The sequence below is a fragment of the Silvanigrella aquatica genome, assembly GCF_001907975.1.
Taxonomy (GTDB): Bacteria; Bdellovibrionota_B; Oligoflexia; order Silvanigrellales; family Silvanigrellaceae; genus Silvanigrella; species Silvanigrella aquatica.
Genome location: NZ_CP017834.1, coordinates 2,448,551 through 2,475,378, shown reverse-complemented (window position 1 = coordinate 2,475,378; position 26,828 = coordinate 2,448,551). Strand labels below are relative to the sequence as shown.

Annotated in this window: 21 protein-coding genes; 9 read left to right on the top strand and 12 right to left on the bottom strand. The window is 31.8% G+C overall.

The features are described from left to right. The first annotated feature begins 9 nt into the window (after positions 1-9). From AXG55_RS10455 to AXG55_RS10435, 5 genes are all read left to right on the top strand, one after another. On the top strand, positions 10-921 hold the full coding sequence (locus AXG55_RS10455) for an adenylate kinase family protein (protein WP_148698071.1): 912 nt from the start codon (positions 10-12) through the stop codon (positions 919-921). A 184-nt stretch (positions 922-1,105) separates the two neighbouring features. Then, positions 1,106-2,491: a class I SAM-dependent methyltransferase gene (locus AXG55_RS10450; RefSeq protein WP_148698070.1), complete on the top strand. Its 1,386-nt coding sequence runs from the start codon at positions 1,106-1,108 to the stop codon at positions 2,489-2,491. A 17-nt stretch (positions 2,492-2,508) separates the two neighbouring features. Continuing rightward, positions 2,509-3,213 (top strand): AzlC family ABC transporter permease, encoded by a 705-nt coding sequence (locus AXG55_RS10445; protein ID WP_148698069.1) that lies wholly within the window; start codon positions 2,509-2,511, stop codon positions 3,211-3,213. Continuing rightward, positions 3,200-3,517: an AzlD domain-containing protein gene (locus tag AXG55_RS10440; protein WP_233231151.1), complete on the top strand. Its 318-nt coding sequence runs from the start codon at positions 3,200-3,202 to the stop codon at positions 3,515-3,517. Before AXG55_RS10445 ends, AXG55_RS10440 begins: the two co-directional genes overlap by 14 nt. Before the next feature lie 161 nt (positions 3,518-3,678). Continuing rightward, positions 3,679-5,202, top strand: a complete 1,524-nt coding sequence (locus AXG55_RS10435; RefSeq protein WP_148698067.1) for an amidohydrolase family protein — start codon at positions 3,679-3,681, stop codon at positions 5,200-5,202. Positions 5,203-5,205: 3 nt separating this feature from the next. On the opposite strand, the gene AXG55_RS10430 is transcribed toward AXG55_RS10435, so the two are convergent. The 6 genes from AXG55_RS10430 to AXG55_RS10405 form a co-directional block, all read right to left on the bottom strand. Then, on the bottom strand, positions 5,206-6,228 hold the full coding sequence (locus AXG55_RS10430) for a trypsin-like serine protease (protein ID WP_148698066.1): 1,023 nt from the start codon (positions 6,226-6,228) through the stop codon (positions 5,206-5,208). An 89-nt stretch (positions 6,229-6,317) separates the two neighbouring features. Then, positions 6,318-7,748 carry an efflux transporter outer membrane subunit gene (locus tag AXG55_RS10425; RefSeq protein ID WP_233231150.1) on the bottom strand — a complete coding sequence of 477 codons (1,431 nt, stop codon included), beginning with the start codon at positions 7,746-7,748 and terminating at the stop codon, positions 6,318-6,320. Continuing rightward, complete coding sequence (locus tag AXG55_RS10420) at positions 7,729-10,848, bottom strand: multidrug efflux RND transporter permease subunit (RefSeq protein ID WP_148698064.1); 3,120 nt, start codon at positions 10,846-10,848, stop codon at positions 7,729-7,731. Before AXG55_RS10420 ends, AXG55_RS10425 begins: the two co-directional genes overlap by 20 nt. Beyond that, positions 10,845-13,988: a multidrug efflux RND transporter permease subunit gene (locus tag AXG55_RS10415; protein WP_148698063.1), complete on the bottom strand. Its 3,144-nt coding sequence runs from the start codon at positions 13,986-13,988 to the stop codon at positions 10,845-10,847. Before AXG55_RS10415 ends, AXG55_RS10420 begins: the two co-directional genes overlap by 4 nt. Beyond that, a complete protein-coding gene (locus AXG55_RS10410) occupies positions 13,985-15,205 on the bottom strand; it encodes an MdtA/MuxA family multidrug efflux RND transporter periplasmic adaptor subunit (RefSeq protein ID WP_233231149.1) in 1,221 nt (406 codons plus the stop codon). The genes AXG55_RS10415 and AXG55_RS10410 overlap by 4 nt, the downstream gene beginning before the upstream one ends. A 130-nt stretch (positions 15,206-15,335) precedes the next feature. Beyond that, the gene (locus AXG55_RS10405) at positions 15,336-15,692 is read right to left on the bottom strand and encodes a hypothetical protein (RefSeq protein ID WP_148698061.1); all 357 of its coding nucleotides are present in this window, start codon (positions 15,690-15,692) and stop codon (positions 15,336-15,338) included. A gap of 541 nt (positions 15,693-16,233) precedes the next feature. On the opposite strand from AXG55_RS10405, the gene fliW reads away from it, so the two are divergent. Further along, positions 16,234-16,755, top strand: coding sequence for a flagellar assembly protein FliW (gene fliW, locus AXG55_RS10400; protein WP_148698060.1), 522 nt, complete (start codon positions 16,234-16,236; stop codon positions 16,753-16,755). An 86-nt stretch (positions 16,756-16,841) separates the two neighbouring features. Here fliW and AXG55_RS10395 read toward each other — a convergent pair whose 3' ends face one another. From AXG55_RS10395 to AXG55_RS10375, 5 genes are all read right to left on the bottom strand, one after another. Next, entirely contained in the window at positions 16,842-17,918 is a 1,077-nt protein-coding gene (locus tag AXG55_RS10395; RefSeq protein ID WP_148698059.1) for a DUF1254 domain-containing protein, read from the bottom strand. A gap of 174 nt (positions 17,919-18,092) precedes the next feature. Next, positions 18,093-19,169 (bottom strand): 3-isopropylmalate dehydrogenase, encoded by a 1,077-nt coding sequence (gene leuB, locus AXG55_RS10390; protein WP_148698058.1) that lies wholly within the window; start codon positions 19,167-19,169, stop codon positions 18,093-18,095. Next, positions 19,166-19,774: a 3-isopropylmalate dehydratase small subunit gene (gene leuD / locus AXG55_RS10385; RefSeq protein WP_148698057.1), complete on the bottom strand. Its 609-nt coding sequence runs from the start codon at positions 19,772-19,774 to the stop codon at positions 19,166-19,168. The genes leuB and leuD overlap by 4 nt, the downstream gene beginning before the upstream one ends. Before the next feature lie 18 nt (positions 19,775-19,792). After that, positions 19,793-21,190 carry a 3-isopropylmalate dehydratase large subunit gene (leuC, locus tag AXG55_RS10380; protein ID WP_148698056.1) on the bottom strand — a complete coding sequence of 466 codons (1,398 nt, stop codon included), beginning with the start codon at positions 21,188-21,190 and terminating at the stop codon, positions 19,793-19,795. 28 nt (positions 21,191-21,218) lie between these two features. After that, complete coding sequence (locus tag AXG55_RS10375) at positions 21,219-22,472, bottom strand: LeuA family protein (protein WP_148698055.1); 1,254 nt, start codon at positions 22,470-22,472, stop codon at positions 21,219-21,221. Between the two features lie 367 nt (positions 22,473-22,839). Between AXG55_RS10375 and msrA the strand changes: the two genes are divergently transcribed. Together msrA and AXG55_RS10365 are read left to right on the top strand one after the other, a co-directional pair. After that, a complete protein-coding gene (msrA, locus tag AXG55_RS10370) occupies positions 22,840-23,328 on the top strand; it encodes a peptide-methionine (S)-S-oxide reductase MsrA (protein ID WP_148698054.1) in 489 nt (162 codons plus the stop codon). 261 nt (positions 23,329-23,589) lie between these two features. After that, positions 23,590-24,960 (top strand): phenylacetate--CoA ligase family protein, encoded by a 1,371-nt coding sequence (locus AXG55_RS10365; protein WP_148698053.1) that lies wholly within the window; start codon positions 23,590-23,592, stop codon positions 24,958-24,960. A gap of 2 nt (positions 24,961-24,962) precedes the next feature. Here the strand turns inward: AXG55_RS10365 and AXG55_RS10360 are convergent, their stop codons facing one another. Next, a complete protein-coding gene (locus tag AXG55_RS10360; protein ID WP_233231148.1) occupies positions 24,963-25,877 on the bottom strand; it encodes a class I SAM-dependent methyltransferase in 915 nt (304 codons plus the stop codon). A gap of 135 nt (positions 25,878-26,012) precedes the next feature. Here AXG55_RS10360 and AXG55_RS10355 point away from each other — a divergent pair, with 135 nt between their 5' ends. Then, on the top strand, positions 26,013-26,828 hold the full coding sequence (locus AXG55_RS10355) for an alpha/beta hydrolase (RefSeq protein ID WP_148698051.1): 816 nt from the start codon (positions 26,013-26,015) through the stop codon (positions 26,826-26,828).

The following is a 26,828-nucleotide window of genomic DNA, read 5'->3' as shown; positions in this document are numbered from 1 at the left end:
GGAATTATTATGACACTCAATCGCGTCGCCTATGAATTAGAATCAAAAATTAAAGTGGAACGCGTTTCACTCCGGGGGCCAGGAGTTCTTATTCTGACGGGTCCTTCGAGTTGTGGAAAGGGTGAGGTCGCTTCGGCCTTATCAAAGGTCATGTCAATCCCCCCTGAAGCTCATCTTTCCATGGGTGAAATATTACGTACCACCTTTCAGCGTGCTAAAAATGAAATCAGTTATGCAAAATTATTAGAAGATCATTATAAAATTTCTGCAAAATCGAACATCTTTGATTGTGTCGATACTTCGGAAGAACTTTCAAAAAAAGTTCTCAATTACATTCCTGAAATGGAAGCTTATTTTAAACGGCAAGACATGGATAAGTTTACAAGCCAATTGGATTGGCTTGAGTTTTGCACCATGAATGGTTTACTTGTTCCTAATAGATGGACCCAGGATTTTATTGCGGCACATATTGAGCACTCCCCCGAATTTCGTACCAATCCTTTTATTCTTGATGGATATCCTCGAACTGTAAAAGCAGCGAAACATCTTATTGAGTTTCTGAAAAGATTCGATATCCCTGTGATTAAAGTTTTGCATTTAAGTATAAGTAAACAAGAAATGCTTTCTCGCGCAACTAAACGAGGGCGTGCTGATGATGATGAACCCTCACTTTTGAGTAGGTATCAATTTTATATTGAAAATGTTCATCCCAGTGTTGATTATTTAAAAACGGAATTAGGATCCGATGCCATTGCCCTTGTTGATGCCCACCAGCCTGTTTATCGTCAAAAAGGAAAAGAGAAATTTTTTGATTTAGAAAAATCAATACTTAATGTTGTCGCATCATCATTAAGAAGTTTAGGTGTTTCCCGTATGACTGTTAAAGATCTTTTAGATCAACTCTCCTCTCATAATACGTAAATTTATTTAAAATTTAAATTTATATAACAAATTATTAAACTCATTTTTTGGAATCTTAAAATTAAATTCATTTAATTATTTGCGAGATTAGTAAAATAATGATATTAATATGAAGTCATTTACATCATTATAATGATTATTTATAAAATTGAATATCAATAAATATTTCAGAGGAAATTCTTATATGATAATTGAGAATAATTTGTCAGAAAAGATTTTTATTAGAAATTTAAAAGATTTAAAAGAAATTGGATGTATATTAGAAAGTCAGTGGATTGAGATTCAAAATGGTTTAGCATTTTCACAATTAATTATAATTGATTCTTTTTTTAAATTTAGTGATTTTGTAAATTATATAAGGAATTTTTTTATAAAATCAAATTATCATTGGGGAGTTCATTATTATATTTGCGAAAGCCATAGTGAATTTCAAATTATTTCTTTTTCAAATCAAAATAAAGGGTATCTTGAGAAAATATCAAAAGATTATGATCTTTTTTTATTGAATTTGCATGATAATTTATACATTAAAGAATCGCTGCGCTCTGAAATTAAAAGTCTTAAAAATTTTGAATTTTCAACTCCTACCTTTATTTCTAAGGATAATTTTATTTTGCAGGGAGATCTAAATAATAGCATAATCATTTCAGATTTATTCGAATCAAAAATTAATGTAAATGAGTACAATTTTTTTGAAGCGGTTCATCCTGCATACTCTTATCAAGTGGTAAGAATTTTTAATTACTTAAAGAAAAATAATTTACTCAGTACTCGGTTCGTAGATATTGGAACGGGACCTGGAACAGCCTTGCAAATGCTTTTAGAGATATTACCCTCTTATTCTAAAATTGATGTGGTTGAACCAAGTCCTGTTGCTTTTTCTTATTTAAAAGATAGATTTAAAAATAATTATTTTATAAATCTCATTCAAAAAAGTTTTTTAGAGTATCATCCAGATTATCCCTTAAAACTTGCTATTTCTGTAGGTTCATCGCATCATTTTAATACTTATTTTTTATTGCAGCATGCTTATAAAATACTAGATAAAGAGGGATATTTAATAATTTCTGATGAATTCATTTCACCATTTCATAGTGTGTTAGAAAGAAAGAAAAATTTAATCTCTCATCATATGGGTTATATTTGTGATCTCATGAGTTTGAGCATAGATATTCTCAATCTACCCATAAGTTGTTATGATGATGAAATAGAACTAATAAGATTATCAAATAATACATATCCAAAAATAAAATTGAATATATTAACTGATAATCTTGAAATTTCTGAAAAAATGTGTCGAGAATTATTAAATAAATTAAATCACTTAATTGATGAAAAAATGTTTTTATCAAATACATTTATAAGTTATTATCGACTGTGTTATTTAGAGTTACAAGCTCTTGTTGCGGGATTAGATTATATCGTAGAATGCAAAACATATGTAGAAAATTTAATATGTATGGCTGAAGATATAGGTTTTATATGCGATTATCATGAAAAAATTTATGCGACTTCATCAGGTTGTAAATATCAATCAGGTACTCATATTGTTTGCTTTAAGAAAAATTAAATTTAGGATATTTTAATATGTCTCGTTCCGAATACATAGAAAACTCATTTAAAGATGCTTTTAAAGACAGCATTCCTGCTCTTGCAGGTTATGTTCCTATAGGCCTTTCATTTGGCATTGTGTGCCAAAAGTTAGCTTATCCCTGGTTTATTGCACCACTTATAAGTATGTTTATTTATGCGGGTGCTTCTCAATTTATTTTGGTAGCAATGTTATTAGCACATAGCTCATTTTGGAGTATTGTTTACTTAACAGCTATTGTGAATTTACGGCATGTTTTTTATGGTTTTTCATTTTTAGATAAATTTAAATGCCACTCTGCTTTAAAGATATATATGATAGGTTCGTTGACTGATGAATCCTATGCTCTTCTTTCTAATAATCCAAAATCATACAATAATAAATATAGTTTTTATGTTTCTCTATTGTGCCATTTTTATTGGATATTAGGTACTTTTATTGGTGTTTTTTCTTATTCATTTTTATCAGGGTATAATACTGAGTTTTTAGTTTATGCTTTGACTGCTTTATTTCTTATTATGGCAATTGATGGCGTGATAAGTTCCAAATACTTTACTCCTGTTATTTCCGGATTTTTTTGCTACTTTATTTCGTTCTTATTTTTTCAGAAAAACTTATTAATTGCTGTATTTCTTTATTTTATATCTATGTTTATACTCGAATGGTTTAAATTTTATGGAAAAAAACATGCTATTAACTGAATTATTATTTCTTATTTTTGTAATAACAGTAATTACTTTTATTTTTCGTTATTTGCCTTTTGTTTTGCCGAAAAATATTATTCAAAACGAATTTGTGATAAATTTTGGAAAAAAATTGCCATCAGGAATTATGTTGATATTGTTTCTTTATTCTTCTGGTCTGTCTGAAGAACATGTGAATCCTTCGTTTGTTTATGCGAGTTTTATTGCCGCAATTCCAGTTGTAATAACATATATATGGAAAAAAAATGCGGTACTTTCTATTTTTATTGGAGTCGCCTTTTTCTACATATTTTCTAATTAAATGTAATCTATATTTCTTCTTGACAATAAATTTAAAACAATATAAATAATATCCAAATTATTAAAGTGTTGATTTGTTTTATTTTTGAATAAAATATAAAATTTCAAATATATTTTATTTATAATTAAAAGAATTATTTTTTAAATATATGGAGAATTATTTTGAAAAAATTATATATTTTTTTATTTGTGCTAAATTTTTCAATATTTCAAAATTTAAATGCAATAGATAAAAATATAAACTTAGAGAAGAAATTAGAATTACAATGGAAAAATTATGATAAAGCGAGGGAACTTTTACTTCAGAAGGCAGCTTTGGGTGATGTTCCTTTAGAAGAAAAATTAATATCAAGGGAAGATTGGGAAAAGTTAATTGCACTTAGTCCCTCAGAAGATTTTACGGACGATGACTTGCTCTATTTAAAAACACTTCAAGAAAAAAGAATTTATAAAGCAAAAATTAAGGCTAAATATGAATCCATAATTGATTTAACAAAAGTGCGCCATAAACAACTTGAAAAACAATTTTGTGAACAATTTCCTAAAGGGGGAATGTTACATGTCCATCCCTCAGGGACATTAGATAGGAATATAGCTAATATATTATTGCAAAAAAATAATCCCGTCTTAGAATTTGATGCGATTTTTAATGATATTGATAACTCTTCTGGCAATAAAATGCTTTATCCTTCTGAAAGATTATGGCTTTCAAATCTTCCAAAAGGAGCTAAATATTCAGATTTAACAAAAAACTCTCAAAATAAATTTCAATCCTTCTTATTTCTACCTGCAGGTAAACAGCCTTTTCCAAGATTTAATTCTGTTTTTAGTTTTTTAAATTTTGCCACACCTGATAATTCAAGTTATCAACAATCTTTATTAGCTTTTGTTAATAAAGCGGCTAAAGAGGGAGTTATTTATATTGAATTTACAGGAACTGCAAAACCTCAATTTTATGATACGTTAAGTTATTTGGAAAACCAAACAGGCGTTACTTTACGTCTAAATAATGCTTTTAGAAGAACAAAAGATATAAAAAACTTAAATGATGATTGGAATAAATTTATAAATAGTTCTTCAAATAAATATTTAGTTGGGATTGATTTTTTAGATAATGAAGAGAATAATCCCTCATTAGAAAAAGGACAATTTATATACAGCTCTGCATTATTTGGTTCATTAAATGGTACAAATAAATTACATCGAACCATGCACTCTGGAGAAATAGGTTTAATTGAAGATCCAAGAGATTCTATGATTATGGGTGTAGAAAGAATGGGTCATGGTGTGAATTTATCAAAGGATATTATTGCTTTAGAATATGCTTCAAGAAATAAAATGCCTATAGAAATAAATATTTCTAGTAATTTGCGTTTAACAAGTATTGATAACGTAAAACAACATCCTTTTATAAAATATTTGCGTTTGGGTCTTCCTGTGAGTTTAAGTACCGATGATGAAGGTATGTTTGATATCGATATTAATAATGAATGCACAATTGCCTTGAAAAAAACAGACATTTCCTATGCTGAATTAAAGCAAATGTCATATAATTCTATTACTACATCATTTGCAGCAAAAGAAGATAAAGATCTACTTAAAATAAAACTCGATCATTTATTTTATCAATTTGAAAAATCTTCTTTTGTTCAGAACTTAGATTTATTAAAAATTTCTTCTTATTAAAATTTAATAAGTACTTAAAGTAACTCCGCTTGACGATTGAATCCAGCTGATATAATTGCCGACAGTGGTATAAACTCCATAACCATCATCACAACTAGCATATTTAGTGTAGTCGAAAGTATAGGTGGGGCTTGTATTTGTTGGTTTTGGTGTTAATAAGCTATTCGATCCTTGAGTAAGTGCCGCTAATACGTAATTTCCGTTACGTAAAACATAAACAGGACCACCGGAATCCCCTTCGCATGTTCCTTTAGGTGGTGTTGTATTAGGCCCAATGACTGTTAAATAATTTTCGTAGGCATTCGAGAAAGTATAGGAATCAAATGCTCTCGCTGCACCTGAAGGTAATGTATCGGGATAAGTATTAGAACTACTTGATTGAACCATATATTTGTTTGAATTCCTACTTGGGGGGTTATCGCTTAACTTGCCAAATCCTAGCATCCATTTTGATTCTCTTGCTGAAATTGTTTGAGGATTTGCTAAAATGGATGTTGTGACATAATTATTAAAACGACTGATATTTCCATTAATTTTAACCCAAGTAATATCATTTAGTATGCAATTATAGGTGTCGCTTACAGAGCAAGGAATATATCCACCAGGACGTTGCCAGCATGAAATGGAAGCAGAATTATTAATATTAAAAGAATCATAAGTATCAGCAAATATGACCCATCCTGGCGAAGTGTTACTTGATCCAACCTCATCAAAACAATGGCCTGCCGTTAAAATTAGATTGCTTGCCACAATTGTTCCCGTGCATTCAATGGTTTTAGTGTTATTTTGATTATTTAAAATAATGGCGACAGTATTATTTCCAGTTAATGTCGTATTATTATTTGTGACTTGATTTCCTCCCACAATGGTTTCATCTAAAGTCAAACTTTTATTATTCACACAGGAGGCGGGACCCGAGTAAGCACCGTAATTATTATTAGATGAATTGCTATTATTACATGCAATAAATAAAGTCGAAATAAATATATTAATAATTATCAATATTAATATTAATATTAATTTCATAAAATCTCTCCAATAGAATATCAGAAAGAACTATATACCTAAAAATGTATTCCATCTTCTTTTTATCAATTTTTTTTATGCTGTGAAATTTATTTTTTTTCTTCTTTTTGCCAACTGCCGCCAAGTGCTGCGATTAAATTAACTGTACTGGCCATTCTTTTTGCGGAAATACCATTTACGGTTTTTTGTGCTGTAAAAGATGTAGTCTGAGCATTAATAACATCGCTATATGTGTTTGTTCCCACCTCATAGCCATGGGTGATTAAGTTTTCAACAGTTTGTGCATGAGCTGCTGCATTTTTTTGAAATTCTTCCTCCTCTTTTAAAATGCGAGTAGCAGCAAGATTGTCTTCTACATTTTGAAATGCGGATAAAACAGTTTGTTTATATTGTGCTGCGAGTGCTTTATAGTTTGCTTTTGCGGCATCGACTTTTGCTCCTCGTAATCCTCCATCAAATAATGTTTCTGTTAAGTTACCTCCTAATGACCAAAAAAGAGCTGGTAAATTAAATAAATTTGCAAATGTGCTGGAGGAATATCCTCCATTAGCAGTAATATTAAAATTTGGAAAATAAGCAGCGATGGCAACTCCAATTTGAGCATTCGCTTGTTCCACAAGACGTTCTGCTTGAGCGACATCAGGGCGCCGTTCCAGAAGTTCTGAAGGTAACACTAAAGGAACATCGGGCGGAATTAATTTTGCCTGTTTTGCTTCAAGGTAAAACTCCGAGGGTGTATTACCAAGTAACACAGCCATGGCATGTTCATATTGAGCGCGCGTGATTTTATTATCCAGTGCCAGTGCTTGAGCTTGTTCGTATTGAGTCGCGGCTTGAGCATAATCCGATTCGGAAGCAGTTCCAGCGCTTTTTCTTTGCTCTACAATTTCTAACTCTTTTTTATAGTTTTCTGTCGTGTCATCAAGGAGTTTTTGATCATTATCTGCGGATAATATTTGAAAATAATATTGGGCGAGTGATGCTTGGGCTGTTAACTTAACATTGGCAAGTTGTGCTGCGCTGGCTTCGGCACCAGCTTTAGAAGCTTCTACATTTCGACGGACGCTGCCCCAAAGATCGGGAACCCAGGTTGCGCTGAGAGTGCCATTCATTCCTGTTGATTCTGTTGCAGGGCTTACACTTGTGGCGCTAGATCTCTGTCGTGTTGCTCCTCCCGATCCTGAGACATTGGGAAAATATCCGGAAACAGATTGCCCCAGCAAGGCTTGAGCCTGATCGTATTGCGACATAGCTGCTGCAATATTTTGATTTGAGATATTGAGTTGTTCTTCTAATTTATTCAGCACAGGATCTTGAAAAATTTCCCACCATTTTCCTTTATCATGGTCATCTTTAGGATCTGCTTTTTTCCATTTATTATCCGCTGTTTCTTTAAAATTTTCAGGAAATTCAAAAGTCACTTTATTGTAATCTGGCCCCACAGTGCATGCTGTTAGCGATGCGATTGATATAAGTAACAATATAAAAAGTAAGTTATTTTTAAATTTCAGGTTGTTCATAAGTTTTACCATTTTGCTGTTGTCTTTTATTTTGATACCAATTCGAAATTTTTTCAAAATAAAGGTAAATAATTGGTGTAGTATATAGTGTTAAAAATTGACTTACGATCAAACCTCCTATGATGGATATGCCAAGTGGTTTTCTTAATTCTGAACCCACACCACTGCCAAATGCTAAAGGAACAGCTCCTAAAAGAGCGGCCATTGTTGTCATCATAATGGGACGGAAACGTAACAAAGCTGCTTGGTAAATGGCTTCCTGCGAGGATTTATTTTCATTTCTTTTCACGTGCAATGCAAAATCAATCATCATAATGGCATTCTTTTTTACAATACCAATAAGTAAAATAATTCCAATGAGGGCAATGAGTGATAAATCTGTTCCTGTTATAATTAATGCCAGTAAAGCTCCTACTCCTGCAGATGGAATTGTAGAAAGAATAGTAACAGGATGAATTAAACTTTCATATAAGATTCCTAAAACAATATAGACAGTAATAATAGCAGCTAAAATTAAATAAGGTTGTGTAGATAAAGATGCTTGAAATGCTTTTGCCGCACCTTGAAATGAAGCGCGTATAGAGGGAGGTAAATTCATTTCTTTTACTGTTTTTTCAATAAGAGAAACAGCATCTCCCAAAGCAACTCCGGGAAGTAAATTAAAGGAAAGTGTTGTTGCGGGAAATTGATCCTGGTGGTTTACGGAAAGTAAAGAAGAATTTGCCGAATATTTTGCAATAGCAGAAAGAGGTACCAAAGTTTTTTCTGAAGAACTTAAATAAATATCATTGAGAAATTCTGGACTTTGCCAATATTTAGGCGCCACTTCCATAACAACATGATATTGGTTCATAGATTTATACATCACTGAGACCTGTCTTTGGCCAAAAGCATCATAGAGCGTATTGTCTATAGAAAGTGGTGTGATGCCAAATCGAGCGGCGGCATCATGATCAATATTCACGAATGATTCTAAGCCATGATCCTTTTGATCAAAATTCACATCCGCAATGCCTGGTAAAAGATTTACGCGATTCATAATAATTTGTCCCCAATTATTCAGTTCGGGGATACTATCCGCTGCAAGGGCATATTGAAATTGAGCGCCCCCTTGTCGACCTCCGATAACAAGATCTTGGGCTGCTTGCATAAATATTTTAGCGCCGGTGATTTCTGAGACTTTTCCGCGGAGACGATTGATAACCAAGTCGGGAGATATTTTTCTTTCTTCTACCGGCTTTAGAGTTATATAGACGTTACCTGAATTAATGGAACCACCACCTGTATATCCCACTACGTGAGCAACAGCAGGATCCGCTTTAATAATTTCTACAAAGCGTGTAAATTTTTGTTCCATGCTATGAAAAGAAATATTTTGATCAGCTTGAATCGATCCCATAATCCGTCCCGTATCTTGTTGTGGGAAAAATCCTTTAGGGACAACAATGTATAAAAAAACACTTAATGCAACGGTAAGTAAAGTTAAGGAAAGCATAAATCTGGGATGATTTAATGCCCATTGTAGGGATTTATCGTAAAAATATTTTGATTTATCCGCGAAATTTATTCGATTTTTATCTTTAATTTCATCTGAATGTATAGATTTATGATTATCTTTTTTCGATTTTAACATTTTTGCGCACATTGTAGGTGTTATGGTTAAGGAAACAACTAATGAAACAAGAATAGCAAGGGATAAGGTAACTGCAAATTCACGAAATAACCGACCGACGATTCCGCCCATTAATAGAATAGGAATAAAAACGGCAATTAAGGAAATGCTCATAGAAAGAACTGTAAAACCAACTTCCTTGGATCCTAGCAAAGCGGCTTGTTTGGGATTCATACCATCTTCAATATGTCGTGTTATATTTTCAAGAACAACGATAGCATCATCTACAACAAATCCAGTTGAAATAGTGAGTGCCATTAGGGATAAATTGTCTAAGCTATAATCTAAAAAATACATTATGCCAAAAGTGCCAAGCAATGATAAAGGAACAGCAATGCTTGGTATAATCGTGGCACTCATATTTTTTAAAAATAAAAAAACGACAAGAATAACAAGAAGAATAGATATGACTAATGTTTTTTCCACATCACGAAGAGATGCACGGATTGTGGGAGTGCGATCCATTGCGACAGTCATATCAATGCCTGCGGGAATTGATGCTTTTAGATGTGGCATCATTTCATTAACGCGATCGACGGTTTCAATGACATTTTCACCAGGTTGTTTAAATATAATAAGCAATACGGAAGGCTTTCCATCGGCCAATCCTGCATTTCGGATATCTTCAACGGAGTCAACAACATCACCAAGATCATTTAAGGTAACAGGAGCGCCATTGCTATAAGTAACTACAAGTGGCTTATATTGATAAGCTTTAAATATTTGATCATTTGTTATAATATCATATGTTTTATATTGATCGCTGATGTGTCCTTTGGGCTTATTTGCATTTGCACTTTGTATTGCCGCTCTTACTGTTTCTAAGGAAATGCCGTAGTGATTTAAGGCATTGGGATTTAATTCGACACGCACTCCGGGAAGTGAGCTTCCTCCAACAACAACCTGACCCACTCCATTAATTTGCGATACTTTTTGTTGCAATATTGTGGAAGCAGCATCATATATTTGGCCTTTGCTATAAATTTGAGAAGTCAAGGCAATAATCATAATGGGAGCATCGGCGGGATTCACTTTTCGATATGTGGGATTGCCAGGTAAATCCGTGGGCAATTGACTGAGTGATGCATTAATCGCTGCTTGTACATCCCGAGCGGCACCATCGATATTTCTGCTTAAATCAAATTGAATGATAACTCTTGTTGATCCCGTTGAACTACTTGAAGTTAATTCTGCTATGCCAGCAATTTTTCCAAGCTGCCTTTCTAAGGGGGTGGCGACAGAGCTCGCCATAATTTCGGGACTGGCACCTGGCAGTGAAGCCTGTACTAAAATTGTGGGAAATTCAATTTGCGGGAGTTGTGAAACGGGGAGAAAGCGAAAAGCAAGAATACCCGCAAGAATAATTATTGTGGCAAAAAGAGAAGTTGCTATAGGTCTTTCAATAAAGGGAGTCGAAAGACTTTTCACTGTGGCTCCTCCACAGCGGTTGGATTTTTTTCCTCTTTTTTAGTTTCTTTATTTTTTTCAAATGAAAAGTTACTAAGGTAACGCGATAGTCTATCGAATGCAAGGTAAATAACGGGTGTTGTGTATAATGTTAAAAGCTGACTGACGGCTAAACCACCAATAATAGAAATTCCTAAGGGGCGGCGCAGCTCCGATCCCATACCTGAGCCTAGAGCTAGTGGTATCGCGCCTAACATAGAAGCCAATGTTGTCATTAAAATAGGTCTAAATCTAAGTAAACAAGCTTCATAAATAGCATCATGTGGTGATTTATTGTGCTTTCGTTCCATTTCTAGAGCAAAGTCGATCATCATAATAGCATTTTTCTTAACAATACCTATAAGTAATATTATTCCAATAAGCGCAATAATATCAAAATCAGATCGGGTTATTATTAATGCAAGAAGAGCACCCATCCCAGCTGACGGTAATGTAGATAATATTGTTATGGGATGTATATAACTCTCATATAAAATACCGAGAACAATATAAACGACTACAATGGCTGAAAAAATAAGAAATCCCTCATTCGCTAGGGAACTTTGAAAACTTTTTGCAGCACCTTCAAAATTTGTTTGTACACTTTCTGGAAAAACCAGTTCCTCTTTTCCATTTTCAATTGCTTTCACAGCGTCACCTAAAGATCTTCCTGACGCCAAATTAAAAGAAATTGTGGCAACGGGGAATTGTCCTTGTCTGTTGATGACTAAAGGGCCAATATCTTGTGAGACTGTCGCAAACGTCGAAAAAGGAATGGATGTTCCTGAGGGAGATTGAATAAATAAATGATCAAGTGCTGTTTGCGGAGTTAAATTTAATTCGGGGGTGACTTCTAAAATCACATGATATTGATTGATTTGAGTAAACATTGTTGATATTTGGCGCTGTCCAAACGCACTGTATAAAGTGGAATCAATAGTGGCAGGTGTTATTCCAAAACGTGACGCAGTGCTTCTATCAATTGTAATTCTACTTTGCAGTCCCAGATTTTGTACATCACTTGCAACATCTCTTAGTTCAGGAGCATTGCGTAATTTATCTAATAATAAAGTGCTCCATTTATCAACTTCGGCCGCACTAGGTGAGCCGATGCTGTATTGATATTGAGTACGACTGATGCGGTCATCAATTGTGATATCTTGAACAGGTTGCATAAAAAGAGTAATACCTGCTACTTTATTTAATTGTTTTTGTATTTTTCTAATAACTTCAGATGCACTGATATTTCGTTCTTCAATTGGTTTTAAAGTAATTAAAATACGACCGCTATTTAGTGTGGTATTAATTCCATCAATACCTATAAATGAAGAAATATTTTCTACGGCGGGATCTTGTAATATTATTTTTGCAACTTCTTGTTGCTTTTTAGACATTTCTGGAAATGAAATGGACTGTGGTGCTTCTGTTATGCCTTGAATGACTCCTGTATCTTGAATGGGGAAAAATCCTTTTGGAATAATATAAAAAAGAAATCCAGTAAAAATAAGTGTTGCTAAAGCAACATAAAGAGTCATTTTTTGATGATTAAGTACCCAGCTTAATGTAACTGAATATTTATCAATAACATCATCAATAAAATTTTGGACGATGGTTTCAAATTTACCTTTTTTTGTTGGATCTTTATGACGTAATAATTGTTTACAAAGCATGGGGGTCAAAGTTAAAGAAATAATTGCAGAAATTAAAATTGAAACAGATAAAGTAACAGCAAATTCTCGAAATAATCTTCCTACAATATCACCCATAAAAAGCAAAGGGATAAGTACGGCAATTAAAGAAACAGTTAATGATAGAATTGTAAAGCCAATTTGGGAAGCACCTTTTAAAGCCGCATTTAAAGAAGACTCTCCTTCTTCAATATATCGAGCAATATTTTCAATCATGACAATCGCATCATCGACCACAAATCCTGTTGCAATTGTAAGAGCCATAATGGTTAAATTATTTAAGCTGTAGCCAAGTTCATACATGACAGAAAAGGTACCAATTAAGGATAAAGGAACAGCTAAGCTTGGAATAAAAGTAGCAGGTAAATTATTAAGAAATACAAAAATAACCAATACGACAAGAATAACGGCAAGAATAAGTTCAAATTGCGCATCTTTTACGGAGTAACGAATAGTCGTTGTTCTATCGTTTAATATTTTGACATCAATATTGCTGGGCAATGTCGCCTTTAATTTTGGAAGAACTTTTTTGATGCTATCAACTACTTCTATGACATTAGAGCCCGGCTGCCTTTGTATATTTAAAATAATAGCGGGTTCCTCGTTCATCCATGCGGCTTGTTTTGAATTTTCAGCTCCGTCAACCACTTCTGCAATATCTTTTAATCGAATCGGTGCACCATTTCTAAATGAAATAATTAGGGGTTTGTAAGCCTCACTGGTTAACAGCTGATCATTGGCATTTATGGTATAGGAAAGCCTTGTGCCATCAAAGTTTCCCTTCGCTGTATTTACATTTGCATTACTCACTGCGGTACGTATATCATCTAAATTTAAACCATAGGAAGCCAATGTCGTTGTATTTGCTTGAATTCGAACAGCAGGTCGCTGTCCCCCACTGATCGTAACAAGCCCTACTCCAGATATTTCAGAGAATTTTGGCGCCAATCGCGTATCTGCTAAATCTTCTATTTGGGGAAGTGGCAGTGTTTTAGAAGTCAACGCTAAGGTTATAATAGGTGTATCTGCAGGATTGACTTTATTATATACAGGTGGATTAGGAAGATCTGAAGGTAACAGACTAGAGCCCGTGTTAATAGCCGCTTGAACTTGTTGCTCAGCAACATCTAAACTCATTTTTAAATTAAATTGCAACGTAATTAAAGAGACACCTCCCGAGCTTGAAGAAGTCATTTGTTTTAAACCTGGCATTTGACCAAATTGTTTTTCTAAGGGAGCTGTAATAGAGGAAGCTATTACATCGGGATTTGCGCCGGGATAAAATGTGGAAACTTGAATAGTGGGGTATTCCACTTCAGGCAGAGCGGATACCGGAAGCAGTTGATAAGCTAAAATTCCTACGAGAAAAATAGCCACCATAAAGAGCGAAGTGGCAATGGGGCGCTTTATAAAAGGTTCAGAAATATTAGTCATGAAGAAACCTCAGCTCCGTCTGTAAGACGGTCTGCTCCTTCCGTGACAACAAGATTTCCTTCTTTTACACCACTTAAAATGACTGTATCTTCTCCGTCTGCAATTCCAGTTGTTACTTTTTGGAATTTTACAGTGTGATTTTCATTTAAGACAAAAACGTAATCACCTTGACTGCCATGCTGAATAGCTGCTGTGGGAACAGTTGTTACGTTATTTAATGTGTCAATCAAGAGTTTTATGTTTACAAATTGATTTGGAAATAATTTATAAGCTTCATTTTGAAATTGTGCTCTTAATTTAATTGTTCCTGTTGTTGTATCAATTTGATTATCTGTCGTGAGCAATTCGCCAGTGGCAATGATATTTGACTGTTCTCTATTATATGCCTGTGTCTGAAGTTTTTCTTTATTTTTCATTCTGTCTAATATTTTCGGTAAATAATCTTCTGGAATGGAAAAAATAATAGAAATAGGTTGTAATTTATTTATAAAAACAATGCCATTAGGATCTGTGGTTTGAGCATAATTTCCAGGATTTACTTGACGTAAACCAGCGAGTCCAGAAATGGGCGAAGTGATTTTACAATATTTTAAATTTACTTTTACAGCATCGAGCTGTCCTTTATCGGACTGAACAGTTCCTTCGTATTGCTTTACAAGCCATGCTTGTGTATCTAGAGTTTGTTTTGAAACTCCTCCCGATGGATATAAAAGTTGATAACGTTTTAAATCAAGATGGGCATTATTAAGTAATGCTTGATCTTTGAGAAGTTGTCCTTCGTATTGAGTGTATTGCGCCTTATAACTGCTTGAATCGATTTCTGCGAGGAGATCTCCTTCTTTAACAAGCTGTCCTTCATTAAAATAAACATTTAATAATTGTCCATTAATTTGAGTTTTAACTGTGACACTTTCCAAAGGAGTGACTGTACCTAGAGCTGTTAAATAAACTGAAATATTTTTGATTTTAGCAGTTGCTGTAACAACAGAATTTAAACGAAATTTATTTTGTGATTTATAATTTGATTTATCTTTAAATTCTGAATTTTTGGATTGAGTGTGTTTGATAATTTTTAATGGAGAATATTTAGAAATCATAAATATAGAAATAATAAATACCGTTAAAGATAAAAATATAATGATAATAAATTTTAAGTCTCTTTTGAAATGGTTCGATGCATGTTCTTTCATGCGATTTAAAAGTTTATGCAAATCCATTTTATTATAGGCCTTCAATTGCATGTAAAACATAAGTATACAATGCAAAAATGTTTATGACTAATGATAGATATACATTTTTATACTAATTTATGATTTATAAATTGTAAAGTAGGTAATTATTTATTACTTAAGCACTCTCTTTTGGTACAAAATCATCATTGGTACTTTGCAAATCATCAATTCGTTCAACAATTTCATCAAGTATGCGAAGTAAATTCCTTCTCCTGGAGTGCAAAATAAATAAGCATTTTCTTGAGTTTTTCATTTCAAGATCGATTGATTTAGTAGATCGGCGCATATAGTTGATTTTATCGCCTTTGCTGCTTAAATTAAGCAATGTTCTTTTATGAGTTATAACCCGATCAAATGCCATTCTTTCAACATTAGCAAGAAATGCATTGCGACGTTGAATTAATTCGGTCAAAGCTTCTAGCGTTGCTTCTAATTCTTGTTTTCTTATTTTGAGGTCTTCTATTACTGGCATATGACACTCCATAAAACTCAAACATATGTCAGGTTTATATGAATTATCGGAAGATTTATTATAAGTCTTTATTTTGTTTTATTATCTTTTATAAAACTTCTTTATTTGCTGATGAAAATATGAAATATTGGGAGGCAAATATTTCCGTAGGTTTTGGAAATGTTTGATATAGCGATGATTTTCAAACAAATATATTTTACTCTAAATTAAGTTTACTCATTATGATCCAAGTTTTGAAATTACATCACTTCATTTAAAATTCGAAGATAAAATAAATAATTCATGGCTGGGAAAATTAGAATACAGATATTAAATGGCAACTCCCTATGGACAAACAAGCGATGTTAATTTCAATCCGGGTAATATTCCTCTCATACCTCAATATAAAATCTATTTTAATTTAGAGTATGCATTTGATGCCTCTTAAGCTCAAGATATTTTGACACGTCAATAAAAAAGGCAGCTCTTATTGCACATTTGAATGCTGTCACTTAACCTTGGAATTGAGGTCATGATTTGATGTGATGATAAGGGGGTTGTCTTGAAAATAAATACATCGCGCTTCGGAGAAGTTGAAATCAATGAAGGTGATATGATCTCTCTTCCAGATGGGCTTATTGGTTTTCCAGAATTAAATCAATTTATACTTCTTGATCATGACAATGATTCTCCTTTTAAGTGGCTGCAATCCACTACCGATCCCACAATGGCATTTATTGTTATAAGTCCTCTTTCTTTTCGACCCGACTATATGGTTGAAGTGACAGAAGAGGAAGTTGCTACTTTAAAACTTACAAATCCAAATGATGCTGTCATTTCTGTTATCGTAACAATTCCTATGGATCCTAAAAAAATGAGTGCAAATTTGAAGGCACCCTTAGTTTTTAATTTGAGCAATCGTGTTGGAAAACAAGTTGTCTTAAAAGATCCTCAATATCAAACAAAGCATTTTATAATGGAAGAAATGAAGAAATTTTCACAGCGCGATTCACAAAATGATCTTAAAAAAGCAATTCAACAGCAAATCGCGAATAAAGTAGATAATGAAGCTACTACTAAATAAAAATATTTATCTTAATTTTATTGGGTGATAAAAATCGCTCTCCCCATCATTATTTTCCTGGATTTCATTTTTTCTAAATCAGGTTCTTACATTCTTATTGAATAGAGGTCTTTTTGCTCAAGCTGCGGCAGCCCAAGTGGCTCCATCACAGATTGCAAAAGCATCGTATCTAAATTTGCAAATCCTTTTGGTAAAAATAAATATGGTACAAACAATTTAATTTGTTCAGGTGTTCTTATAATTTCAAATTGATTGTTTTTAATTTCTTGAGCAATTAGAGAAACTTTTTGAAGATCAACATCTCTAAAGTTTTTGGGATTCCAAATTTTTTTTGGTTCTATTCCTATGGCTTGATAAGACTCGAGTAATTCTTTATCAAGTTGATATTTTTCAGGTTGAAATGTAGTATGATTTAAAATAAATTGCATCACTTCTAAAAAATTATTTCCAAATGTTTCTATATCTGTATTGCTAAAGTGAGGAAATTCAACTATTTTTGCAGTGAGAAATCCTTTATTTAGGTAATTTGATAGTGATATTAAATTTATTTGATTGATACTTTGAACGATATTATGATATTTTTCCTGATTTTTAAAATGGGGCAGGACACGAAGAAGAGCTATCCCAAAATCTCCACTTAATTCCACATATTGGTCAATATTTTTTATTTTTTTCATAGGATTAAAGTTTTTTGTTCGTGCGCTATAAAAAAGAATTTTTTGCGATTTTTTATAATTATCATCACGTTTTGAGAAGATAATATTCATATAGTTATCATATGATGAGGTTTGTAAGGAAACATATTTGGAATTGATAAAAGGGATTTCAAGAATCATAGGATCGTTTCTTAAATCCAATGTAGCAACTGAATAAAGAGTATCGCTATTAGCGCGGGCAATGGTTTGAAGTGAATCATTTGCAAGTTTTGTTCCTAAAAAGAGTTTGTTCCATCCCTTTGTTGAAATGGGACTATCCGTTGCCATGGCTACTTTATTTATAACATTATATAATGCTACATATTGATATGATCTTTTAACAATATTTTCAATTTGAGATTCTGAAAGTTCATTGAAATGAATTGCGTAAGAATGATATATTAAAAATGTATTTATTGTTATTAAAAATATAAAATTGATAAATTTTTTGAACATATAAATTCTCATAATATAATCTCCATATTTAAATTTAATTTGAAATGTAAAAAAGATTCTAAATAATAAGCATACTATACATTTTTATTTTTTAAATATCAATTTTAAAGGGGTTATTTTATTTATTGTGCCATAACCAATTAAATAATTTTTTTATGGTTACCTGAATTTATATATGATGAAATATCAAATATGACTTAAAATAATATCAGTCATTTGTGTTGTAGAAATACCTTCATTTTCTTTAATACAAATATCTTTTGTCCGATAACCTGCTTGTAGAGTTTTTTGAACAGCTTTTTCAATAATATCTGCTTCTTCAAAGAGTTCGAAAGAATGTTTGAAAAGTAGGGATAATGAGAGAATTTGTGCTATAGGATTTGCGATATTTTTTCCGGCCAGATGGGGAGCAGATCCTCCACTAGGTTCGTAAAGAGCAAATCCTTGTTCATTGAAACTGGCTGACGGCATTAAGCCCAAACTTCCCGGAAAAGCAGCGGCGGCATCGGAAAGAATATCGCCAAATAAATTCGAAGTGAGAATCACATCAAATTGTGTAGGTTGAATAAAGAATTGCATAGCGCAATTATCTACGAGCATGTGCTCTAAAGTAACATCGGGATAGTCTCTTCCCACTTCACTTACAATGCTTCTCCAGAGTTTGGAAGTATCGAGGACATTTGCCTTATCAACAGAAGTGACTTTATTGTTCCTTTTCCTCGCCATACGAAATGCTTGATGAGCTACAATTGAAATTTGTTTTTCATCATATTCGCAAATGTCTTTTGCTTTTCTTAATTGATTTTCAATATATGTGAGATGCTCTCCAAAATAAATATCACCTAATAACTCTCGGACGATGACAATATCGATACCATTACCAATGATGCTGTCTTTTAAAGGACAAATCTCTTTAAGTTCCGCAAAAACCTTTGCAGGTCGAATATTTGAACTAAAATGAAAAGTTTTTCTTAATGCGAGGATAGAGTTTTTTTCACAATCTTTCCATTTAGGAAACTCTGCCTTTTCAAGAGGCCCGCCAACGGAACCAAATAAAATAGCATCGGATTTTGCGCAAATAACTTTTGTTATTTCAGGAAAATGTGAGTTGTATTTTTCAAAGGCAGAACCGCCGATATATCCTTCTACCAATTGAAATTGATGATCGAATTTATTTTCAATTTTTTTTAAAATACGAAGTGTTTGTGACATGATTTCAGGGCCAATGCCATCACCTGGTAGAATAGCAATTGTTTTTTTCATTTCGGATTCCTATTATAACTGGGAATAATGTTATCTTTAATTTGCTGTTGTTTAAATTCTTCAATTTTATTTCTAAATGATAGCAAATAATCAAATTCATCAAATCCATTTATGAAACATGATTTTTGATAATTGTCCATTTCAAAAGAAAAGTCTTCATCAAGTGAGGAATAAATTTTATTATGCACAATATGAATATCAAGAAAATAATCATTCTTTTTAGAATTTAAAATAAGTTTATTTATTATTTCTTTATCCATTTGAATTAAAATCAATCTATTTTTTAAACTGTTACCCGAAAAAATATCGGCAAAGGAGCTGGCAATAATAGCTTGTATACCATATTCCTGCAATGCCCAAACAGCATGTTCTCGGGAGGAACCACATCCAAAATTTTCTTTTGTAATTAAAATAGATGCCCCTAAATATTTATGCTGGTTAAAAACAAACTCAGGTGATTGATCTTTAAGTCGTTTAAAGAGATTTTCTCCATAACCTTTTTGTGAAGTAGATGTGAGATATTGAGCTGGGATAATTAAGTCCGTATCGACATCATTCATTTCAAGAGGAATACATTTACCACAAATTTTTGTGATTTTATTCATAATGATTGTTCCTTTAATTTATAAAAATTCTAATGGTGAAGTGATTTTTCCTCTTATGGAGCTTGCCGCAACTGTAGCAGGTGAAGCAAGATGGGTGTAGCTTCCCGTTCCTTGTCTGCCTACAAAATTTCTATTGGTAGAACTTATACATCTTTTACCTGCTGGTACCTTATCATCATTCATGCCTAAACAGAGGGAACAACCTGGCATTCTAAAATCAGCTCCCGCATTTTTAAAAATAAAATCAAGCCCCTCTTTTTTTGCTTGCTGTAAAACTCCTTCCGATGCAGGAACAATATAAAGAGTAACAGAAGGGTGCACTTTTCTATCTTTCAAAATTTTTGCACAAATTCTTAAATCTTCAATACGTCCATTTGTGCATGATCCAATAAATGCCCAATCAATGGGGGTTCCTTCTATTTTATCACCACCATTTAATTGCATATATTGAATTGCATTTTCATACATTATTTCTTCAGCAGGCGAGACTTGAATTTTAGTGGGAATAAGGGAATTTATTTCTATTGCCTGTGCCGGATTTGTGCCCCATGTGACCATGGGCTGCATGGCAAAAATATCTATGATAATTTCTTTATCATAAAAACAATTTTCATCGCTTACAAAAGAATTCCAATAGGAAATAATCTTCTCCCATTGTTCTATCTTAGGACTAAAGGGGCGTTCTTTTAAATATTCATAGGTCGTCTGATCGGGATTTATCAAACCTGCTTTGGCGCCGCATTCAATACTCATGTTACAAATTGTCATACGTTCTTCCATTGACATATTTTTTATGACTTGTCCTGTGTATTCGATAACGTAACCGGTAGCTCCGCCAATTCCAATGGTAGAGATCAGTTTCATAATGAGATCTTTAGCGTATATACCTTCTTCTTTTTGTCCTTTAAATTCTACTTTCATGACTTTGGGTTTTTTTAAAAGTAAACATCCTGTTGCTAATACGTGTGCCAATTCGGAGGTTCCAATACCAAATGCTAAAGTACCAAAAGCGCCATGAGTTGCTGTGTGTGAATCTCCGCAAACAATTGTCATACCAGGCTGTGTTATACCGAGTTCAGGTCCAATGGCATGCACAATTCCTTGATGTCCACTATCAAAATCAAAAAAAGGAATGTCATGTTTTTGCGCATTATGACGTAGTAATTCTACCTGATTTTTTGCTGCCAAATCAAATATCTCATTGCGATTAGGGCGTGTCGGAATACTGTGATCAATGGTTGCAATAAATTGTTTTGGATTCATAATTGCAATCCCGCGATCTTCTAACTTTTGAAATGCTTGTGCTGAAGTCACTTCGTGTAAAAAGCTGAAATCGATGCCGCAAATTGAAAAATTTCCTTCAGAATGATTTATTAAATGCTTTTCCCATATTTTATCAACAATATTTTTTTGCATAAATCTCCCTTTTTTAATTGTGATTAAATTAATTTTTAGATTTATTTTCTGAGTTAATTGAGTTTCTATAAATGAAATATGCATTCATTAATTCAGAATCCGTAATTCCTTTTCGTCGATCGGCATAAAAGTCTTTAATAAATTGGGCGATTTCTGTTTTTTCTTGCTCAGAACATGAATATCCTTTTTTTTCTATAATTTCTTTTGCATGATTGCTCCCACTAAATGGGCCGAATTGGAAACTGATCTCATTACCAATTTCTTTGGGATCAAAGGGTTGATAGCAGAGAGGATTTTTAATTATAGCATTTGTATGCCCTCCTGATGTATGTCTTGCGGCATTTTCTCCTGTTATGGGCCAGTGGAATTGTCTTTGTAACATGTTTGTAGAAATAAAATCTGATATTTCTTGTATGAATTCACAACGCATATTTGTAAAATAACTCAAATTATTTTTAAAATTTTTACCGAATTTTTTTATATACATTATACATTGTTCTAAGGAAACATTTCCTGCTCTTTCGCCAATTCCATTAAAGCATCCTTCAACTTGAGTTGCTGGCCCATAAAAAATGGCATTCATGGAGTTTTCTAAAGCCAACCCAAAATCATTATGGCAATGAGTCGACCAGATGATATTTTTGTGAGGATATTCTTTAGCAATAATAGCAGCATGATTTTTCATGTGCTCAACAAAATAGTCATCGCCTTGAAGTTTGCATGCGCCCCCAATCGTATCGGGGCAATTTATGATTGTGGCTCCTCCTTCTATTACAGCACGAATGATATCTGTTACAAAATCAAAGTTTTCTCCCATTCGTGAGTAACCTTCTGGAGAAAATTGAATTTCAATACCCGATTTGCTTATTTGATGAATGAGATGGAATATATCTTTAAGTATTTTTGAATGATTTTTGCCATACTCTCCTAAAGCATTCATTAATTGAACATCAACTGGAAAATAAGTATGTAAGCGTGCTTTTTTAATTTTTAATGCAGGCGCTAAAGACTGTAAAGTTATTTCCATTTGATTCTCTCTCAATTGGCATAATGCTGTCAGAATGGGAGGCGCTTTATAATCTGACAATTCTTTTGCAATCGTATTGACAATGGCATGATCAAGTTTGCTCGCACTTGGGAAACCAATTTCTAAAATATCTACTTGAGCTTTTGCAGCAATATGTGCATATTTTAAATTATTTTCAAATGACATACCCGCTCCAGGACATTGTTGTCCATCACGTAACGTTGTATCAAAAATTTTTATTTGTTGATTTACCATGACAACCTCCAAATGAATGTAATACGAGAATTTAAGTAAAATTTATAATCAAATTAAAAGTAAATAATGTATTTAGATATTAAATTTTAAGTTATGAAAAACTTTGATTTATGCTAGGAGTAGTAGAAGTAGGGCAGAAAAAATTGAGATTATATTATGATCATTGAAAGACAGATGCGATGAATTTTTTATGTAAGGAGTAACCAAAGTCATAAGATATTACCTCGATTTAGTGTTGAAACAATCCTAAGGTACCAGGTATTTTAAAGGAATTATCATATTGAGTATATTATGTAAAGAAAATTTTTGTGAATTTTTTCAATATTTGGTATGCTCGTTGTTGCTTTTATTTATAGGGAGGACATTTATGGATACAGAGTTAGCAACTTTAGCCGGTGGATGCTTTTGGGGAGTTGAAGAACTTATTTTGAAATTAAATGGAGTTCATAAAACAGAAGTTGGCTATTGTGGTGGACAATCCTCTAATCCCATATATGCTCAAGTGAAAACAGGGACAACAGGGCATGCCGAAGCGATTCAAATTCATTACAATCCAAAGGTCATCACGTTTGAAAATATTTTGGAATATTTTTTTCGACTGCACGATCCTACAACTTTAAACAGGCAGGGCAATGATGTGGGCTCTCAATATCGTTCTTCCGTTTTTTATCATTCCCCTGAGCAAAAATTGATAGCGGAAAAAATTAAAAATAAAGTGGATAAATCGGGAAAATGGAAAAATCCTGTTGTAACTGAAATTGTTCCCTATAAAGATTTTTATTCTGCGGAAGAGTATCATCAGAAGTATTTACAAAAAAATCCTGGTGGATATACTTGTCATTATTTGAGAGATTGAAGCTTTTCTAATTTTATTTTGTAATATTTTTTATATATTTTTTCATCAAAATATATTTTAATTTCTCTAAATATTTTATAAAAAATGTGATTAATTCAAAATTTTATATTAAAAAATAAATAAAGTATGAAAAAATTTTGTTAATAATTCTATTTTTTAATAAATAAATATATTAAAATTAAGACTTAATTCGGCTTGATTGCTTATGCTTATGTTATAGTATGATTAAAGAAAAATATCAGAACTACGGGGACCTAAAAAATGTATTTAATTTCCATTTTTTTTGAAATTATATTGATTGAATTTATTAATTTAGTTGGAAAAATAAATCCAAAAATTAAAAATTGGGCATTGAATAAAATAAAAATTTATAAATTAAGAAAAATATGTAAATATGCCTATTTTAATTCGAGTTTTTATAGAAAATTTTATAATGATCATGGTATTTTTGAGAATGACCTTTCAACTATTACTTTTGAAAAAATTCCAGTAATAAGTAAAAAAGAAATAATAGAAAATATTAATGAAGTGTATACCGTAAAAGATTTAAATAAAGATGAAATTTTTAAATATATTTATGACGAAAAATCGCCAGAGTTATATAAAAATAATTATATATGCTATGCAACATCAGGAAGTCTCGGTACAAAATTTCCAGTTTCAAATTCATTAATTGATTTTAGAAAAATTATTTTTACCTCATTTATTTACGGTTCAAAGTCATTTAAATTTTTATTTGGAAAAAAAATTAAAATTGCATTAATAGGATTAATAAATGGGCGTGGTGCAGGTATTTCTATATTTAGAAATTGTCCACAATCAATTTACAATAGAAAAGAAATATCTATTTTAGATTCAGTTGATAATATAATTGAGCAATTAAATAATTTTATGCCTGAGCAAATTATTTCTTATCCAGGAATATTTGTATCTCTTATAAGTCATAAAAAAAACGGGAAATTAAAAATTAATCCTAAGCTAATTATTTTATCGGGTGAAGTTCTATCAGATGAAAATACAAAATTAATTTTAGAGATATTTAAATGTAAATTGATAAATTCATATAATGCCTCAGAGTGTTTTAATATGGGGCTTAAACGAAATGAAAAACCATATATGATTTTCCCGAATTTATGTCACATTGAAATTCTCGATAATGATAATAAGCCAGCATCTGCGGGAAAATTAGGTAGAGTTATTGTTACAAATTTTATAAACAGGACACAACCGTTTATTCGTTATGATATTGGAGACTGTGCTTTAAATTACATAAATGAAAAAGGTGAACAAATATTTAATGGCGTAGAGGGAAGAAGTTATAAGCCTTTAGAATTTAAAAATAATAGTGGTGATAAAATTGAAATAGCATATTTGAGCTTTTATGGAATTACAATTTTTACTTCAGGAATTATTAAAGCACAAATGCATATAGGTCATAATTGCTTTAAAACATTACTGGTGGGTGATGATGAGGGGATTCAAAAATGCAAAGAATCGTTTGAAGATTATCTTAAAAAATTAAATATTGATCAAACTGTTAAATTTAAAATTGAAAAAGTTAATGATATTCAGCCAGAATTAAATGGAAAAATCCCTTTTATTAAATATGAAAATTCTTTGATAATTTATTAAATTTAATTTCGTGAAAATGTGATAATTTCTCCCTTTGGTATATCTTTATACTTATATATGTTTTGTTTAAAATAATCATCTTTTAAAGAATCTGTTATATAATGATTTCCAGGTTTAAAATTCAATTCCAATAATAAATTATCAATTTCTTTTGATTGATATCCCCATAAATAAGGTTCTTTTTTAATTTTAAGCCAAAAAGATACAATTTTTGATTCATTTGAAAGTTTTAAATTTCCATTATCATTCGGTGATAAATATGTAAATATAAACTGTGCACTTTCATTAGGAAATAAATTCATTATTTTTAATGTTTTCGTTACAACATGTATTGGAAGATAAGGAAAAACCCCTTCAGCAACAAATACTGTTTTTTTATTAAAACTAAAATGATGTGTGTTTATTAAAGCATCTTGCAAATCAATTTTTGAAAGGTCTACTGGCATTAAATAAAAGTTTTTAATCCCATCGGTTGCGTAATTTTTAAATGCCTTACTTTTAATTATTTGAGTAGCGGGATGATCAATCTCAAATACGTTTATATTCTGTTTTGCTTCCGCCAGACGGATGCCTAATGAATCGGCTCCTCCTCCAATAATAACAATTTGCTTTAATCCATTTAATGCTTTATCTGCTTCTAAAACCAGCTTTTCAATTTGAAGTTTTCTTAGCAAATAATGTAGTTGAATTCCAGGTAATGTGATTGATTCAAGAAAATTGTACAAAAATTTAGTCAAAGAATATCGGCCAGAACTTTTAAACAGATTTGATTGCCAACCTATAGCTGATTCTAAAAATTTAAAATTTAATTCTAAAGCTTTAGGATCAACAATTGATTTTAAGTGTGGATTTCCAGATGCAAGTGCTATGCTCTTAGAAATAATGATTGCGGTATCGCTTGGTCTATTTTTTTTCATTCTTGACTCCATTTGACTAAATTTATTTTTTTTGATAAATAAGTAAAAAGTTATTTAAATATTTATTAAACTTTTTTTTCTGCAATTAGAATTAATTTTTGCAAAAAAAACAATAATATTAGAGAAAATAATTTTATGCATAATATTGATTACCAATCACGTTACGGAAAAATATCATACTGTGATAATAAAAGCAATAAAGTAACAATTCTTTTTATTCATGGTCTTTCTTTATCTAAAGATGTTTTTTATAGACAAATTGAAACTTTAAAAAATGACTTTCGCATTATTACTATTGATTTCCTTGGCCATGGTAAGAGCGATGACGCAATTGATCCTCATATTGCGTATTCTATTCCTGGTTTTGCCGATTCGCTGATTGAGCTATTAAATTTTTTAGATATAAAAAAATTATTTATTTATGGATGGTCATTGGGGGGTGCCGTAGCTTTACAGTTATTAGAAAATTTTTCAGGGGTTCAAAAAATCATACTAGATGGATATCCTCCTGTTTCATATAAAGAAAATAATTTTGAAAATGTATATATTTTTAATGAATCAACTCATTTATTATTTAAAAAAAATTATACTGTTGAAGAAGCTCAATTCTATTTGGATTTTGGTGGAATTCAAGAAAGTTGTGACCATTCCAAAATTCATATTCAAAAAATATTAAATTCTGTCCTTCGTTCAAGTGGGATTATGCGTGAATATGTTATGAATTCGATCATGAATTTCGAGGGAGTTAGTCCAAAAGAATGTGTAGAAAAAAATAAAGATAAAATTAAGTTACTTATTGGTGAAAATGATCCTGGTTTTCACAAGAGCTATATTCGAGAGTATTTTAATGATGTTAGTATCTTTTTTAATGACACAGGGCATTCTTGTTTTTGGGAACATCCTAAGCATGTCGAAGATATTATTTATAGTTTTTTTAGCAAAAGTAAATAA